Genomic DNA, 16829 nt, shown 5'->3' with positions numbered 1-16829 from the left:
CTCCCGCCAGCTCCGGAGAGCCTGCCGATGCGTATCGCGGGCGGCTGCGCTTTTCCGCTGACAAACATTGTCAGGCTTCGCTAAGCGCGCAGGCGGTACGGCGGCGTGCGAAGGGAACGGCGATGAGCGAGACAGACCTGCCCGCCGTCGAGCCGATCGACGACAGCGAACTCGACGAGGACGACCGGCTGAAGCCCGAGTTCGTCCGGGCCGTGATCGACGCGGCCGAGGCCGGCGAGGTCGAGCGCGCGCGCGAGCTGGTCGAACCGCTGCACCCGGCCGACATCGCCGACCTGTTCGAGCTGGCCGGCCACGAACAGCGCCCGGTGCTTGCCCATGCGCTGCACGGACTGCTCGACGGCGACGTGTTCGCCGAGATGAACGATCACGTCCGCGAGGACCTGATCGACGCGCTCGAACCGCAGGAGGTGGCCGACCTGGCCGCCGAACTCGATACCGACGACGCGGTGGCGATCATCGAGGACCTTGACGTCGCCGAGCAGCGCGAGGTGCTGCGCGCGATGGAGCCCGACGATCGTGCCGCGATCGAGGAGGCGCTCAGCTACCCCGAAGAGTCCGCCGGCCGCCTGATGCAGCGCGAGCTGATCGCGGTGCCCGAGCATTGGAGCGTCGGCGACGCGATCGACTATCTGCGCCGCAACGACGACCTGACCACCGATTTCTGGGAAATCTTCGTCGTCGATTCGCGACATAAGCCGATCGGCACCTGCCAACTGTCGTGGATCCTGCGTACGCCGCGCGGCATCGCCATCGCCGACGTGATGAAGCGCGAGCAGACGCTGATCCCGGTCGACATGGACCAGGAGGAAGTCGCGCTGCGCTTCCAGAAATACGCGCTGATCTCCGCCGCCGTCGTCGATGGGAGCGGGCGGCTGGTCGGCATGATAACCGTCGACGACGTCGTCCACATCATCCAGGAGGAAGCGGGCGAGGACACGCTGCTGCTCTCGGGCGCGGGCGACGGCGACATCAACGAGCCGGTGCGGACCAGCTATTCCGCCCGCGTCCGCTGGCTGATCGCCAATCTGGGCACCGCGCTCGTCGCGTCGACCATCATCGCCCTGTTCGGCGCGGCCATCGAACAGATGGTGGCGCTCGCCGTGCTGATGCCGATCGTCGCCTCGTTGGGCGGCAATGCCGGGACGCAGACGATGGCGGTCGCGGTGCGCGCGCTGGCGACCAACCAGCTTACACGGTCGAACACCGTCCGCACGATCCGCCGCGAAATCGTGCTGGCGGTGCTGAATGGCGGGACGATCGCGGTGCTGATCGGGATCGGCGCGGCGCTGGTTTTCTCCAATCCGCTGTTGGGCGGGGTGATCGCGGTGGCGATGCTCATCAACATCCTGGTCGCCGGGCTGGCGGGGGTTCTGGTGCCGGTGGTGCTCGAGCGGCTCGACCAGGATCCGGCGGTCGCCTCGTCGGTGTTCGTCACGATGATTACCGATTCGATGGGGTTCCTCGCTTTCCTTGGCCTTGCGGTGGTGAGCGGGCTGGTGGGTTGAGCGGGGCCGCTGCACTCCCCACATCGCCGTGGTGCCGCTCCATCTGACCAAGGTCGCCTTCGGGCACGACAGCCTGGCGTCGCTGGAGGAGCGGGCGCGGCTGCGCGCCGAACAGGGCAGCGGCCTGCTGCTCACCACGCGCTACCTGCCCAAGCGGCACGGCGAAATCGTGCCCGGCGGATCGCTCTACTGGATCATCAAGCACCAGTTGGTCGCGCGGTCGCCGATCATCGGCTTCGGCGAGGCGGAGGGCGGGCGCGTGGCGATCGAGTTGGGCCGCGAACTGATCGTCGTCGAGCCGCGCCGCAAGCGGGCCCACCAGGGGTGGCGCTATCTGGAAGACGCCGATGCGCCGGTCGATCTCGGTGGCGGCGCCGAGGGTGTCGGGGCGATGCCGGCTGCCCTGATCGGCCGGCTTAGCGACCTCGCGCTCCTCTAGAAACGCGCCAGCCGGGCCTGGGCTGCGCGGAAGCCCGTTTCGAGCTCGGCGACGATCTCGGCGACCGGCTGTTCGGCGGTGGTGGCGTGGACGCCCTGCCCCGCGGCCCAGATGTCGCGCCAGCGTTTCACGGCTTCGTCGGGCGCGCCATAGTTGCGGGCACCGGCTGGGGCGTCGTCGGCGTAGCCGGCGGCGGCGAGGCTGGGGCGCAGCCACGACGCGGGCGTGCCGGTGGGGGCGGCGCTGACGACGATGTCCGCGATCGTCGCCTCGGCCAGCATCGCCTTGTAGCCCGGCGCGGCAAGGCTCTCGGTCGCGGCGATGAAACGGGTGCCCATGTAGACGAGGTCGGCGCCCGCCGCGATCGCGGCGGCGACACCGGCGCCGTCGGCGATCCCGCCGCCCACCGCGAGCGGGCCGGCATGGAACTGCCGTACCGCCGACACGAAGGCGAGCGGCGAAAGGCTGCCGGTGTGGCCGCCGGCGCCGTGGCTGACGCAGGCGAGGCCGTCGGCGCCGGCGGCCAGCGCCTTGCGGGCAAGCTTCAGATCGACGACGTCGGCCAGCACGGTGCCGCCATAGGCATGGACCGTATCGATTACCGGCACGGGGCTGCCGAGTGCGGTGATGACGAGCGGCGGACGATATTTGGCGACCAGCGCGAGATCATCGGCAAGGCGCGGGTTGGTCGAATGGGTGATGAGGTTCGCCGCCCACGGCCGATCGCCGACCGCGCCGGCGATACGCGCCATCCAGCTGTCGAGCTCCTCCGCGGTCCGGCAGTTGCTGGTCGGGAAGGCCCCGAGGATGCCGGCGTTGCTCGCCGCGATGACCAGGTCGGGTCCGGTCACCAGGAACATCGGCGCGGCGACGACCGGCATACGCAGCGACGGTATCATGCGCAGCGCTCGACGATCATCGCCGCGCCTACTCCCGACGCGCCGGTGACGACGACCATGCCGTAACGCCCTTCGGCGGCGTCGAGCGTGTCGAGCAGGGTGGATAGCAGGATCGCCCCGGTCGCGCCCATCGGATGCCCCTTGGCGAGATGGCCGCCCGATATGTTGACGCGCGCGGGGTCGACATCGCGGTCGCGCAGGAACTTCGCGATGACGACAGCGAACGCCTCCATGAACTCGATACGGTCGATATCGGCGAGGGTCAGGCTGGCGCGGCCCAGCACCCGGTCCATCGCGGCGAAGCCGGCGGTGAGCGAGGCGGATGCGTCCCCGCCGACTTCGGCATAGGCGATGATGCGCGCGCGGGCGCCGGCGGGATCGCGGGTGAGCGCGGCAAGGCCGGCGCCGTCGCACATCGGCGGGGCGTGGGCGATGCTGTGCGTATAGGTGATCGCCTCGTCGCCCAGTACGTCGGTATAGGCGGTGGCGAGATCGGCGAAGGCGGCGGGCAATGCGGCAAGCCTGTCGAGCGTCATGCCCGCGCGCGGGTTTTCCTCTCGGGAAAGGTCGCCCACTACAATGCGCGATTTCGTCAGCGCCGGATCGGCTTCGGCGGCAAGCGCGCGGGCTTGCGAGATCTCGGCCGCGCGATCCATCGCCGCGCGATCGATGCCCTCGCGCGTCGCAAGGCGATCGGCGGCGACCGCTACGGGGATGAACTGCGCGGCGCGGGGCAGATTACGGTCGGTGTAGAAGGCAGCCTTGTCGGCCATGAAGCCGACGTGCGACATCATCTCCACACCCCCGGCCAGCGCGGTGTCGATCGTGCCGCTCTCTATCAGCGCGGCCGCCTGGCCGACCGCGACGAGGCCGCTGGCGCAATAGGCGTTGATCGTCTGCGCGGCGGCGCCATCCGGCAGGCCGGCGGCGAGCTTCGAGACCACCGCGATGTTGCCGCCCTGCGCGCCGACCTGGCCGACGCAGCCGAGCATCAGGCTGTCGGTGGCGCGGGCGCCGGGCGCGCGATCCTCCAGCGCGTCGATCAGCGCCGCGACGAGGTCCTGCGGCATATGCTGCGCAAGCCCACCGTCGGGCCGGGCCTTTCCGCGCGGGGTGCGCAGCGCGTCGCGGATGTAGACGGTCATGATCGCAGGTCCGAAGTTGACGAGGGTAGGGGCAACGCGCGCGATCGATCCGGCTTCGCCCCGCCGGCTATCGGCGTGGGCAAGGCGCGCCGCGCGCCGGGGAGCGGGAAAGATTCAGATGCCATCGGACGACGACGCTGCCAGTCGAAATCCAACTTCTGAACCCCTGCCGTCACCCCAGCCGCCGGCGGAAGGCGGGCGGTGCGGGATAGGCGAAGAAGCCGGGCGGGGCGGCAACCACCGCCGGGATGCCGGCGATGGCGACCGCGACGGTGGCGTCGGTCAGCGCGCGGGCGGGGGCTGCCGCCGGATCGCCTTCGTCGATCGCGACGGTCAGGCGGATGTTGGGCCGGCCGGTGATGTCGATCGTCCAGTGGCCGCGCCCGTCCTCGGGATGAAGCGCGGGATCGGCGGTCCACAGGATCGATAGCGTCAGAGAGATGCCGCTCGCCAGCGTCGCCGTCCAGCGCCAGCGCGTCGCGGCGACGGTGCCTTCCGGGATGATCCCGGCGGGCAGGTTGATATCGCGCGGCGCGGCGGTGATTTCGTGGCGTGGCGCGATCCCCACGACCGGATCGTCGAGGCCGGCAGCGGCGAGGTGCAGGACTTCGGAGAACAGCGCGGTATAGAGCGCGGCAAGCGGGCCGTCGGTGATGTCGTCGGTCGCGGGATCGGCCCCGAACCCCATCAGGCCGAACACGAATTCCTTCGACGCCATCGACGAGGCATCGACCGTCTCGCGGATATCGACATGTGCGAGGTCCGCGCACAGCCCGGTCGCGGCGAGCGTCAGCCGCTCGACGATCGTGCCGGGATTGACGCCCAGCCCGGCGAGCGTGCTGTCGCCGGCCACGCATGCTGCGGCGAGCGGCGCAGCATAATGCGCAGCATGGGCGGGCGGATAGTGGAAGCCGGCGGTCGAGATGACGTTCTTGCCCGAGGCGAGCAGCCGCGCGACATCGGCGTTCATCGCATCATAGGGCAGGGTGATGCGCGGCATATGCATCACCACATCGGCGTCGAGGGCGAGGATCGCTTCGATATCGTCGGTGGCGATCACGCCGGTCGCCGGACGCTTCGCCAGATCGCCGGCATCGCGCCCGGCCTTGTCGGCGGAATAGACGTAGACGCCAACGAGTTTGAGGTCGGGATGGTCGATGATCCGCCGGAGCGACGTCCGTCCCATCGCGCCCGTCGCCCACTGGATCACCCGCACGGCCATGTCAGGCGGCGCGCCCGCCCTCGATGAAGGCGCGATCGGCCCAGACCGAGTGCGTGCCGCTGGAGATCTTGTGCGGCAGTGCGATTCGGCACACCGGACCGGCGGCGAAATCCTTGCAGTCGATCAATATGCATTCGGACGTGCCGCGATTTTCGTCGATCACGAAGCTGACGAGATAGCCGTCATCCTCCGACGAGGCGTTGACCCGCGGGGCGAATGGGGCTTCGCTGGCGTAGCGGCCGGGCTCCAGCTTGATCGTCTGCGCCTCGCCCGTTTCCAGGTCGTGCTTGACGAAGCCGTCGAACAGGAACCAGCCGGGCTTCGACGTGACCGAATAGGCGTAGCGATAAGGCTTTCCGGCGTAGCGCGCGTTCATCATGCCGAATTCGACGATGCCGTCGTACAGCCGCTCCTCGCGCGTCGCGCCGGTCTTCAGGTCGAAGCGCCAGCGATGCAGGCGGCTCTTGAAACTGTGCATGTCGAGATAGGCCATCATGTGTTCATGGCCCTCGACCGAGCCGTGGAGCGGCGGCGGGGTGGGGTCTTCCTGGAAATAGCCGTCGAGCACCAGCTCGTCGCCATCCTCATAGGCGTTGAGGAAATGGAGGATGTAGCAGGGCGCGGCATCGAACCAGCGGACGTCGCCGCCGTGGCGCGGTACGATGGCGAAACGCGAGGGAATGTCGCGGAAGAAGCGCACCGCGTGGACGCCGCGCTCCAGCAGGCCCGGATCCCAGAACACCGGCAGGTCGTTGAGGATCGAGAAGCGTTCCGAAAACGCCATGTCGTGCGGTAACCGCGGGCCCGGCAGCGGGATCGGCATGTAGGTGGTGCGCTTGCCCGAGGCATCGACCACGCCGTAATGCATGTACGGCGCGTGCTTCGAATAGTTGAAGAACAGCAGCTCGCCGGTCGCCTCGTCCACCTTGCAATGTGCCGACACGCCGTCGATCGGCGCCCATGGCGCGATGCCGAGATCGTCGAGCGTCAGCGGGTCGAGCGTATAGGCCTCGCCGCACTGGTAGAAGGTCGAATAGAGCTTGCCGGCATGGACGACGACGTCGGTCGAGGCATTGTCCTTGAGGCTGCCATGCGCGCCGTAGCCGGGACGGACCGAGGTGCCCGGCGGATCGGCGAGACCACCCCATAGCGAGCGGCCGGCCTCCTGCTCCGCCTCGAAACAGCGGGTGCGGACGAAGCGGTTGCGGTAGCTGGCCTTGCCGTCCCGGAACGCGATCTGGTGGATCATCGCGTCGCCGTCGAAGGGGTGATGGCGCCCCAGCGGCTGGTGCACCTGGTTTTCGGTGTTGCGGATGTAGACGCCGTCGATGTCGGCCGGAATCGCGCCGGCGATCACCTCCAGATCCTCGGCGTCCACCTCCTCGTGCAGCGGGGTCCAGGCGCCGTTGAGATAGGGATGGTTGCCGGGTTTCAGGCTGGTGACGACGGGGGGGAGACGTTCGACCTTCATCACGACATGTCTTTCGGATTGCGCCTGATTACTGGCCTAGACCAGATAGTCTCGTAATGCAAGTGACTGGCCGGAGCGATCTCCCGCACCGGCCAGTCACACGCCCCCTTTGGCCTCAGAATTTCGACGAGAGACGGACGCCGTAGGTGCGTGGGGCGCCGTAGAGCGAGGATTCGTCGCCCAGGAACGGGATCACGCTGGTACGGTACAAACGGTTGGTCAGGTTCTTGCCCCAAAGCGACACCGCCCAGCGGCCGCCGATTTTGCCGATGCCGAGCCGCGCGTCGAGCAGGCCGTAGCCAGGCTCGAAATTGGTGTTGTCGGGGCCGTAGAAGAATGTGTCCTGATAGGTGTAGCTGGCGTTCGCCATCAGCTCCAGATCGCCGCCGATGGGCTGCTTCAGGTCCGCCGCGACCGAGAATTGATAGTCTGGCGTGCGCGGTAGCGAGTTGCCGGTGTAGGTGATGTTGCGGCGGGGATCGACATAGAGCTTGTACTTGGCGTCGAGGATCGAGCCGGAGCCGGACAGGGTGAAGCCCTCGGTAACGGCGAGCGAGACCTCGCCCTCGATACCCTGGATCTTCGCGCTGGCGGCGTTGGTTACGACGGTGGTCAGCAGCACGTCGTCGAGCTGTTCGACCTGGAGGTCGTTGAAGTCGAGGCGGAAGGCCGCGAGGTTCAGGCGGACACGGCGATCGAACAGGTCGCTCTTGATGCCGATTTCATAGTTCCACGCGGTTTCCGGGTTGAACGGCCGCGCCGCGGTGACCGGATCGGGGGTCGCAGCCTGCCAGCCGCCGCCCTTGAAGCCCTTCGCCGCGGATGCGTAGACGAGGACATTGTCCGACGCCTTCCATTCGAGCGCGGCGCGCGGGGTCAGCTCGCGCCAGGTGTTCTCGACCGAGATGTTGTACGGTGTGCGCAGCGGCGCGGGTGACAGGATGTCGCCGGGCATGCCGAAGCTGATGATCGTGGCGGACGCGTCCGTCACCTTGTTGTCGATGGTGTAGCGCGCGCCGAGCGACGCGGTCAGCCCGGGCATGAATTCATATTCGACTTCACCGAACGCGGCATAGTTGGATGCCACGCCGTTCTGGGTGAAGTTGTTCACGCCGTCGAGGCTGTCGCGGGTGCCGCCGGGGCCGCCGGGCAGGGCCGAACGCGCGGCGTTTTCCGAGCTGCGATCGGTTTCCTCGCGCAGATAGTAGAGGCCGAGCAGCCAGCGGAGCTGCTTGGCGGGATCGGAGGCGATGCGCAGTTCCTGCGTGACGCCGGTGTATTTCTCGAACTGGGTGAGCACCGAATCGGTCAGCGACGGCGGTGCGCCGGCGCCGGCCTGGCTGAAGCGCTGTCCCGAATCGCCGCCGCGCAGCGCGCCGAGATAGGTGAGCGTCGCGCCGCCGAAGTCATAGTCGGCCCGCGCGGAGAAGCCGTAGGTCGTGCGGCGCTGGAACTGCTCATACGGTGTGAAGGTGGTGCGCGGATCGCTGGACAGGTTCGCCGCCGCGATGGCTCCGACGCCCGCGCGGGTCGGGTCATCGACTGCGTGGCGGGCCTGGCCGCCGCCCGAATCGTGGCTGACGTCGCCGACGAAGTTGAGCGTCAGGCGATCGGAGGCGTTGACCAGGAAGGACAGGCGTCCGGCATAGCCGTTGGTGTCCTCCAGTTCCTGGCCGTTGACGATGTTGCGGCTGTAGCCGTCGTGGCGGTCGGTGGCGAAGGCGATGCGCGCGGCGACGGTGTCGCTGAGCGCGCCCGTCACATGGGCTTCCGACTGGACGGTGCCGTAATTGCCGGCGGCGATATAGGCCGCGCCGCCGAATTCGAAGCGCGGCGCGCCGGTGATGAGGCTGACCGCGCCGCCGACCACGTTCTTGCCGAAGATCGTGCCCTGCGGACCGCGAAGCACCTCGACCCGCTCGAGATCGAATATCGGGGGCGTCGCGGCACCGCGGCGGCCGATATAGACCTCGTTGATGAACAGGCCGACGGACGGGTCGGCGGTGGCGCTGGTCAGGCGGACGGTGCCGACGCCGCGGATGAATGCCTCCTGCTCGATCGACCCCTGTTTCTGGAAGGTGAAGCTGGGGGTGCGGCCGGCAATGGCGGAAAGATCGACGATCTGCGCGTCGCGGATCGCGTCGCCCGAGTAGGCGGTCACCGCGATCGGCACGTCCTGCAGGCTTTCCTCGCGCTTGCGCGCGGTGACGACGACGTCGGCGACCTGCGGACCGTCAGCCTCCTGCTGCGCCGGCGGTGGAGCCGACTGGGCGGCGGCGGGCGCGGCGAAGGCGGCGGCGATCGCGAGACACGAAACGGCGGTGAACGGACGTGCGGCCATCAGATCCTCTCCTGGTCGTCGCCGCCCCGTATCGGGCGGTCGAACTCAGTCGCTTTAAGCAAGCGGCACGAACATCTGCCCGGAGTTGATCCTTGTCAAGAGCGTCCGCAACCCGCCGGATTAGGTGCGACGGGTGGTCGGTGACAGGCCGGACTGGGTCGGCGTTGACACGGCCGGTCCGCTGCGGCACCTTCACTTGCATAAAACGACTTAACTGGAGAGACAGGCGATGAGCGAGGCATCCGACGCACGCAAGATCGAGGTCGGTCACGAGATGATCACGGCGTGGAACGCGATGGACTGGGACGCCGCCGCCGCGCTGATGACCGAGGATGCCGTGCTGCATTCGATGATGATCGACCCGATCGTCGGCCGCGATGCGATCCACAAACGGATTTCCGGGCTCGGCGCGCTTGCCTCGTCGATCGACCTGCAGGTTCGCAACATGGGCGTCATCAACGGGACGCTGTACATGGAGCGGCTCGACACCTTCGTGTGCAACGGCAAGCCCGGTGCCGCGCCTGTGTGCGGCGCGCTCGAGTTCGAGGGCGACAAGATCAAGGTCTGGCGCGAATATTATGACCGCCACCATCTGCTGAGCGAGATGGGCGTGGTGCAGGACTTCGATTCAGCAACGCGGTGATGGCCGGGGCGACGGCACCGTCGGCGGGCGTGACGGGCGGCTGGCCGTCCCCGGCGCGCAGCTGGCTCACGGTGGCGGTGCTGACGCTGGGCTACACCGTCAGCTTCGTCGACCGCACGATCCTGAGCCTGCTGATCGATCCGATCAAGGCCGACCTGGGGCTGAGCGATACGCAGATCGCGCTGCTGCAGGGGCTGGCGTTCGGGCTGTTCTACATCGCGATGGGCATGCCGCTCGGCTGGCTGGTCGATCGCGTATCGCGCAAGAAGGTGATCGCCGGCGGCGTCACCTTCTGGTGCCTGGCGACGGCAGCATGCGGGCTGTCGTCGAACTTCTGGCAGATATTCGTCGCGCGGATGGGCGTGGGCGCGGGCGAGGCGACATTGTCGCCCGCCGCGATCAGCATGATCGGCGACAGCTTCCCGCCGGAGAAGCGCGCGTTTCCGATCAGCGTCTATTCGATGGCGTCGTCGATCGGCGCGGGCCTCGCGCTGATGCTGGGCGGTGCCGCGATCCAGGCGATTTCGAAGACACAGGGGCTGAAACTGCCGATCGTCGGCCTGCTCGCGCCGTGGCAGGCGACGTTCGTGATCGTCGGGCTGGGCGGGCTGATCGTCGTCGTGCTGCTCGCCTTCGTCACGGAGCCGGCGCGGCGCGAGGCGGCGGTGCGTCAGGAAACGGGCGGCAGCGGGCTGATCGCCCACATCCGCCGGCATCGCGGATTCCATGTCCTGCACCTGGGCGGCATGGCCTGCTACTGCGTGCTGATCTACGGCGTGCTGAGCTGGATGCCGGCCTATTTCATTCGTGCGTTCGGCTGGACGGCGGGCGAGGTGGGGCTGCGCTACGGCTTCGTCGTGATGGTGTTCGGTGGATTCGGACTGGCCGGCGCCGGGTGGCTGGCGTCGCGGCTGGCGATGCGCGGCGTGCAGGCGGCGAGCCTGAAGGTGACCGGGCTGTCGATCCTGCTGGTCACCCCGCTGCTGATCGCCGCATGCCTCGCGCCAGACGGCTGGACCGCGCTCTACATCCTTGCACCGGGCATGGTCGCCTTCACCGCGTCGGGCGGGATCGCGGTCGCGGCATTGTGCGAGGCGGCGCCGGGCGACCTGCGCGGCCGCACGGCGGCGCTCTATTATTTCGTGCTGGGGCTGGTCGGGCTGACGATCGGCCCGGTCAGCGTCGCGCTCATCACCGAACATGTGCTTGGCGATCCTGCAGCGCTGGGGCCGGCGATCGCGCTGGCGACGGTGATACTGGGCCCGATCGCGGGGACGATGGTGTTGCTGTCGATCCGCCCGTTCGGCCGCGCGGTGAGCGCGTTGGCGGCGGCGAACCCGGTTGACCCCGGCGCTATCCCGACATAAGCTTGCTTAATCAGACTGACTTTGCGTCAGCACGAATCGGAGAGGCCCGGTGACCTATATCCTCGGCGGCTGGCAGAGCGATTTCGCGGACAACTGGTCGCGCCGCGGCGTCGACCTGGCCGATGCCTTTGCCGAGACGGTCGAGGCCGGGCTCGACGCGACAAAGCTGGACGCGAGGGAGGTCGAGACCGGCCATGTCGGCAATTTCGTCGCCGAACTGTTCGCCGGACAGGGGCTGCTCGGCGGTTTCTTCGGGCTGGTCCACCCGGATTTCGACGGCCTGCCGACCAGCCGCCACGAGGCCGCTTGCGCCAGCGGATCGGTCGCGATCCTGGCGGCGACGGCGGAGATCGAGGCGGGGCGCTACGACCTCGCCTGCGTTGTGGGCATGGAGCAGATGCGCAACGTGCCGGGCCTGATTGCTGCGCAGCATCTGGGCGCGGCGGCATGGACCGGGCATGAATTCGGCGACGCCACCTATGTCTGGCCGCGCGCCTTTTCCGACCTGACCGAGGAGTATGACAGGCGTTTCGGCATCGATCCGCGCCATCTGTCGCGCATTTCCGAGATCAATTTCGCCAACGGTCGCCGCAATCCCAACGCGCAGACCCGCGGTTGGCAGTTCGGCGCGGCGAGCTTCACCGACGATCCCGAAGCCAATCCGATCGTCGAGGGCCGCGTGCGCAAGACCGATTGCGGCCAGGTGACCGACGGCGCCAGCGTGATCTTCCTCGCCAGCGCCGACCGGGCGAAGCGTTATGCCGAAGAACGCGGGATCGATGTCGCCAGCCTGCCGCGCATCGCCGGCTGGGGGCATCGCTCCGCGCCGATCGCGGCGCGGCGCAAGCTCGATGCGCGCGACCCGTCGGGCTATGTCTTTCCGCAGGTCAAGCGCGCGGCGGACGAAGCGCGCGCGCGCGCCGGGGTGGACCGGGTTGACGCCTATGAGGTCCACGACTGTTTCAGCATGACCGAATATATGGCGATCGAGCACCTCGGCCTCGCCGCGCCGGGCGAGGCGTGGAAACGCGTCGAGGACGGGTCGATCGCGATCGGCGGCGCCAATCCGATAAACGCATCGGGCGGGCTGATCGGTTGCGGCCATCCAGTCGGCGCCACCGGCGTGCGCATGGCACTCGACGCGTTCAAGCAGGTGACGGGCACCGCCGGCGACTATCAGGTCGAAGGGGCGCGGACCGTCCAGACGCTCAACATCGGCGGATCGACCACGACCACGGTCAGTCTGGTGGTGCAGCGGTGATCGATCGCAGGACGATACTGATCGGGGGGATGGCTGTCGCCGTCACCTATCCGGCACTAGCGAAGGAGAGAAACATGGCCGACCATATCGCCAGCCTGAAGCGCGTGATCGAAAGCTGGCATCGCGCCGATGCGGACGGCGTGCTCGCCGAACTGCACGACGATGTGACCTGGAACAATTCGGGCGGGCTGAAGCCGCCGATCCAGGGCAAGGCGCAGATGGCCAAGACGCTGGAGGCGATGAAGGGCCGGCTGAAGAACAACCGCTGGCGGCTGTTCGACGTGGCGCAGGTGGGCGACACGGTGTGGATGGAGGGTGTCGACGAATTCGACACGATCGACGGCACCCGCGTCGCCATCCCCTATTGCGGCATCCTGAATTACGAAGGCGGCAAGATCCGCCACTGGCGCGAATATTTCGAAGGCCGGCTGCAGGAGGAACAGATCGCCGGCAAGGGTGTGCGGGCGACCGTCGACGCGATGCTGGACCGTCCGGCCGTCTGACGATGACCGAGGGCGCACTTCCCCCGTTCCGCGAAGCGAAGCTGTTGCCGGTCGATCTGGATGTCGAACGGCGCGACGACGGCACGATCCTGCTGCGCAGCAACGTGCCGATCGGCGATTTCGACGCGAACCTGCCCCGCGCGCTGGCCGACAGTGTGGGCCAGCAGGGCGACAAGGTCGCGCTGGCGTGGCGCGAGGCCGGGCGCGATGGCTGGGCGACGCTTAGCTATCGTGAATTGAAGGGGCGGATCGACGCGGCGACGCAGTGGCTGCTCGATCACGCGCCGGCCGATCGACCGTTGCTGCTGATCGCCGACAATACGCCGGCGTTCGCTGCCCTGACCTTCGCGGCCTGGGCGGCGGGGCTGCCGGTGTGTCCGGTCAGTTCGGCCTATGGCGCGCTGGGCGGCGATTACGGCCGGCTGGCGCATGTGATCGCCAAGGTGAAGCCGGGCATCGTCGTCGCGGAAAACACGGCGAAGCTGGCACCGGCGCTCGCGGCGCTCGACCTGGGCGATGCGATCCTCGTCACCGCAGATCCCGCCGCCTCGCCCAGCCCGGCCACGGCGCTTGGCGATCTCTACGCGGCGGTGCCGACCGGTGCGGTGCAGGTGGCGATCGACGCGATCCGCCCGGACGACATCGCTGCCTATATGCTGACGTCGGGATCGACCGGCCTGCCCAAGATGGTCGAGATCAGCTTCGCCAACCTGGGCGCCAATTCGATCCAGTGCCGCCAGATGATCGGCGAGGCGGCCGGGTGGCACGACACGATGCTCGACTGGCTGCCGTGGCATCATGCGGCCGGCGCGTTCGTGCTGCGCACCACGCTGACCGAAGGCGGCACGCTGTACATCGACGACGGCAAGCCGGTGCCCGGCCTGTTCGAGGAATCGATCCGCAACCTGCGCGACGTGCCGGTGCGCTATTTCAACAATGTGCCGCTCGGCTACACGATGCTGGTCGAGGCGCTGGAGCAGGATGCGGTGTTGCGCCGCAATTTCTTCTCGCGGCTGGTGCTGATGCTCTATGGCGGCGCGGGTTTGAGCCAGCCGACCTACGACAGGCTGCAGGCGTGCGCGGTGGCGGAAACCGGGCACCGTATCACGCTGACGTCCGGCTATGGTTCGACCGAGACGGTGTCGGCGTTCATGGCGATCTATTTCGAGAGCGACCGGGTGGGCATCGGCCTGCCCGCGCCGGGCGCGGTGGTGAAGCTGGTGCCGGCGGGCGACCGTTACGAGGTGCGCGCGAAGGGGCCGAACGTTACCCGCGGCTACCTCGACGAGCCTGAGAAGACCGCCCAGGCGTTCGACGACGAGGGCTTTTATCGCACCGGCGACATGGCGGTGTTCCATGACGATGCGCGGCCCGAGGCGGGACTGGCTTTCGCCGGGCGTGCGGCGGAGGAATTCAAGCTGTCGAGCGGCGCGTGGGTCTATGGCGGGGCGCTGCGCGACCAGTTGCTCAAGGCCCTGGCGCCGCATGTCCGCGATGTCGTGCTGTGCGATGAGAACCGGCCGTACCTGACGCTGATGCTGTGGACCGTCGGCGGCGCGGGGCGCGCGGATATCGAGGCCGGGCTGCGCGCGTTCAACGCGGGCCAGCACGGCGGATCGTCGAGGATATCCCGCGCGCTGCTCCTCGATGAACCGCCATCGGCCAATGCGCATGAAATGTCCGACAAGGGCACGATCAACCGCCGCGCGGTCATCGCCCGCCGTTCTGGCGACGTCGAGCGGCTGTACGCCGACGCGCCCGACGCCGACGTCATCGTTCTTTGAGAGGAAAATCGATGAGCCTTCCGCCCGAAATCCAGGCGCTGCTGGACAAGCAGGCGATCACCGACGTCATCAACCTGTACCTGCGCGGCGCCGACCGGGCGGAGATCGCGCTGATCGCCGATGCCTATCACCCCGACGCGATCGAGGATCACGGCGGCGTCTACAACGGACCCGCCAGCGACTATGTGGCGTTGATGGCGAAGATGCTGCCCAGGGGCGGGATCATGAACCACCTGGCGACCAATATCGTCATCGAACTGGACGGCGACGTCGCCCACGCCGAGCATTACATCCTGGCCTTTGCGCGGATGAAGGAGAAGGGCGGCGAGAAATTCGACACGCTGACGCTGGCCCGCGCGATCGACCGGTTCGAGCGCCGCGACGGCCAGTGGAAGATCGCGCACCGCCGGCTGGCGTGGGAATGGAACCACGAGATGCCGTTCGCCGAAAGCTGGGGCCGGGGGATGATGTTCCCCGACGGCACCGAGCTGGTGCGCGGCGCCAAGCATCCGGCCGACGTGCTGTACAGTTCGCGGGCGGCCTGACGTGGCGACGCCTATCGAGGGATCGGTGGCGATCGTCACCGGGGGCAATCGCGGGATCGGCGAGGCGTTCGTCCGCGCGCTGATCGCGGGTGGTGCGGCGAAGGTCTATGTCGGCAGCCGCGATCCGGCGAACGCGCAGCATCTGGTCGAGGAGGGACAGGGGAAGGTCGTCGCGTTGACGCTCGACGTCGCCAGGCCCGACCAGATCGCCGCGGCCGCGAAGGCGGCGACCGATGTCACCATCGTCGTCAACAATGCCGGCGCGTTCCTCAACCAGCGGTTGATCGGCGCCGAGACGATGGACGCCGCGCGCGAGGAGATGGAGGTCAACTACTTCGGCCTGCTCGGCATGTGCCGCGCCTTCGCGCCTGCGCTGAAGGCCAATGGCGGCGGGGCGATCGTCAACATCCTGTCATCGGGCGGCGTCGTCGCGGTGCCGGCGATGGGCGGATACAGCCCGTCGAAGTTCGCGGCGCGCGCGGCGAGCACATCGATCCGCGCCGAACTGGCGAAACAGGGGACGAGCGTGTCGGCGCTGATCGTCGGTTCGGTCGATACGCGGATGGCCGCGCACGTCGCCGGCGCCAAGGAAACGCCGGCTGACATCGCGAAGATCGGCCTGTCGGCGATCAAGCGCGGCACCGACGAGATCGACACCGACCGCATGGCTATCGAGGTCCGCGCCCACAAGGCGCGTGATCCCAAGGCGCAGGAACGCGCGCTGGCACGGATGCTGGACATGGAGACGATCAGCACGGGGCGTTGATCGACATACCGCCGTGCTCCCGCGCAGGCGGGAGCCCAGGGCCGCAAATGCTGTCCTGTGTGGCTCTAGGCTCCCGCCTGCGCGGGAGCACCGGGGGAGGGAATATGGACGTCATTAGAATCCTGGCGATCGACGCGGTGACCGTCGTCATCGCTTTCACGATGATGTGGGCGATCTGCGCGTCGATCCGCGACGTGACGATGGTGGATGCCTGGTGGGCGCTGGGCATGATGGTGCTGGCGATCGCGACCTTCGCGCAGATGGAGGTGGCGACCGACCGGCGCTGGCTGCTGACCGTGATCTGCGCGATCTGGGCGATCCGGCTGGGCGGATATCTGTTCTGGCGGTGGCGCGATCACGGCCCCGACCGGCGCTATGTGCGGATGATGGAGAAGGCGCAGGACAAGCGCGGCTGGGGCTATGCCAGGGCGTCGTTCTGGCTGGTGTTCGCCACCCAGGCGCCGCTGCAGTTCATCGTCGCGCTGCCGGTGATGCTGGGGCAGATCCAGGCGGAGCCGGTCGCGCTGGGCACGCTTGCCTACGTTGGTGCCGCGCTGGCGGTGTTCGGCATCATCTTCGAAAGCATCGGCGACTGGCAGCTGACCGTTTTCCGCAAGAACCCGGCGAACGCGGGGCAGGTGCTGTCGACGGGTCTGTGGCGCTATACCCGGCACCCCAACTACTTCGGCGACGCCTGTGTGTGGTGGGGGCTGTTCCTGATCGGTGCGGAAACCCCGCTCGGCTGGCTTGCGCTGCCGGGGCCGGTGCTGCTGACCTGGACTCTGATGAAATGGTCGGGCGCGCCGACGCTGGAATTCCGCATGCGCAAGACCAAGCCGGGCTATGCCGACTATATCGCACGGACCAGCGGTTTCGTACCGTGGCCGCCCAAGCGGGCGTGAGACGTCCCTTCTCCC

At 68.1% G+C, this 16829-nt stretch carries 15 protein-coding genes; 10 read left to right on the top strand and 5 right to left on the bottom strand.

Annotated elements, in window-relative coordinates; translation table 11 throughout:
• Positions 1 to 122: 122 nt before the first annotated feature.
• Both mgtE and VYI76_RS05110 read left to right on the top strand, forming a co-directional pair.
• The gene (gene mgtE / locus VYI76_RS05115; protein WP_326523689.1) at positions 123 to 1526 is read left to right on the top strand and encodes a magnesium transporter; all 1404 of its coding nucleotides are present in this window, start codon (positions 123 to 125) and stop codon (positions 1524 to 1526) included.
• Positions 1527 to 1557: 31 nt separating this feature from the next.
• Entirely contained in the window at positions 1558 to 1965 is a 408-nt protein-coding gene (locus VYI76_RS05110) for a DUF1489 family protein (RefSeq protein ID WP_326523688.1), read from the top strand.
• Here VYI76_RS05110 and VYI76_RS05105 read toward each other — a convergent pair.
• The 5 genes from VYI76_RS05105 to VYI76_RS05085 all read right to left on the bottom strand — a co-directional run bounded on the left by VYI76_RS05105 (position 1962) and on the right by VYI76_RS05085 (position 9043).
• Positions 1962 to 2864, bottom strand: a complete 903-nt coding sequence (locus tag VYI76_RS05105; protein WP_326523687.1) for an NAD(P)H-dependent flavin oxidoreductase — start codon at positions 2862 to 2864, stop codon at positions 1962 to 1964. The genes VYI76_RS05110 and VYI76_RS05105 overlap by 4 nt on opposite strands.
• The gene (locus VYI76_RS05100; RefSeq protein ID WP_326523686.1) at positions 2861 to 4009 is read right to left on the bottom strand and encodes a beta-ketoacyl synthase N-terminal-like domain-containing protein; all 1149 of its coding nucleotides are present in this window, start codon (positions 4007 to 4009) and stop codon (positions 2861 to 2863) included. Before VYI76_RS05100 ends, VYI76_RS05105 begins: the two co-directional genes overlap by 4 nt.
• A gap of 172 nt (positions 4010 to 4181) precedes the next feature.
• A complete protein-coding gene (locus tag VYI76_RS05095; protein ID WP_326523685.1) occupies positions 4182 to 5231 on the bottom strand; it encodes an NAD(P)H-dependent amine dehydrogenase family protein in 1050 nt (349 codons plus the stop codon).
• Position 5232: 1 nt separating this feature from the next.
• Positions 5233 to 6702, bottom strand: a complete 1470-nt coding sequence (locus VYI76_RS05090) for a carotenoid oxygenase family protein (RefSeq protein ID WP_326523684.1) — start codon at positions 6700 to 6702, stop codon at positions 5233 to 5235.
• Between the two features lie 115 nt (positions 6703 to 6817).
• The gene (locus VYI76_RS05085; RefSeq protein ID WP_326523683.1) at positions 6818 to 9043 is read right to left on the bottom strand and encodes a TonB-dependent receptor; all 2226 of its coding nucleotides are present in this window, start codon (positions 9041 to 9043) and stop codon (positions 6818 to 6820) included.
• A 229-nt stretch (positions 9044 to 9272) separates the two neighbouring features.
• Here VYI76_RS05085 and VYI76_RS05080 point away from each other — a divergent pair, with 229 nt between their 5' ends.
• The 8 genes from VYI76_RS05080 to VYI76_RS05045 all read left to right on the top strand — a co-directional run bounded on the left by VYI76_RS05080 (position 9273) and on the right by VYI76_RS05045 (position 16814).
• On the top strand, positions 9273 to 9686 hold the full coding sequence (locus VYI76_RS05080; RefSeq protein WP_326523682.1) for a nuclear transport factor 2 family protein: 414 nt from the start codon (positions 9273 to 9275) through the stop codon (positions 9684 to 9686).
• Entirely contained in the window at positions 9686 to 11053 is a 1368-nt protein-coding gene (locus VYI76_RS05075) for an MFS transporter (protein ID WP_326523681.1), read from the top strand. The genes VYI76_RS05080 and VYI76_RS05075 overlap by 1 nt, the downstream gene beginning before the upstream one ends.
• 49 nt (positions 11054 to 11102) lie before the next feature.
• Positions 11103 to 12314, top strand: a complete 1212-nt coding sequence (locus tag VYI76_RS05070; RefSeq protein ID WP_326523680.1) for an acetyl-CoA acetyltransferase — start codon at positions 11103 to 11105, stop codon at positions 12312 to 12314.
• Between the two features lie 74 nt (positions 12315 to 12388).
• Positions 12389 to 12817 carry a nuclear transport factor 2 family protein gene (locus VYI76_RS05065; protein ID WP_326523679.1) on the top strand — a complete coding sequence of 143 codons (429 nt, stop codon included), beginning with the start codon at positions 12389 to 12391 and terminating at the stop codon, positions 12815 to 12817.
• Positions 12818 to 12819: 2 nt separating this feature from the next.
• Positions 12820 to 14601 (top strand): AMP-binding protein, encoded by a 1782-nt coding sequence (locus tag VYI76_RS05060; protein ID WP_326523678.1) that lies wholly within the window; start codon positions 12820 to 12822, stop codon positions 14599 to 14601.
• A gap of 11 nt (positions 14602 to 14612) precedes the next feature.
• The gene (locus VYI76_RS05055; RefSeq protein WP_326523677.1) at positions 14613 to 15146 is read left to right on the top strand and encodes a nuclear transport factor 2 family protein; all 534 of its coding nucleotides are present in this window, start codon (positions 14613 to 14615) and stop codon (positions 15144 to 15146) included.
• Between the two features lies 1 nt (position 15147).
• The gene (locus VYI76_RS05050) at positions 15148 to 15912 is read left to right on the top strand and encodes an SDR family oxidoreductase (RefSeq protein WP_326523676.1); all 765 of its coding nucleotides are present in this window, start codon (positions 15148 to 15150) and stop codon (positions 15910 to 15912) included.
• Between the two features lie 104 nt (positions 15913 to 16016).
• Positions 16017 to 16814 carry a DUF1295 domain-containing protein gene (locus VYI76_RS05045; protein ID WP_326523675.1) on the top strand — a complete coding sequence of 266 codons (798 nt, stop codon included), beginning with the start codon at positions 16017 to 16019 and terminating at the stop codon, positions 16812 to 16814.
• Positions 16815 to 16829 lie beyond the last annotated feature (15 nt).

Origin of the sequence: Sphingomonas sp., assembly GCF_035910975.1 — a bacterium.
Lineage (GTDB): Bacteria > Pseudomonadota > Alphaproteobacteria > Sphingomonadales > Sphingomonadaceae > Sphingomonas.
This window is presented reverse-complemented; position numbering and strand designations above follow the sequence as displayed.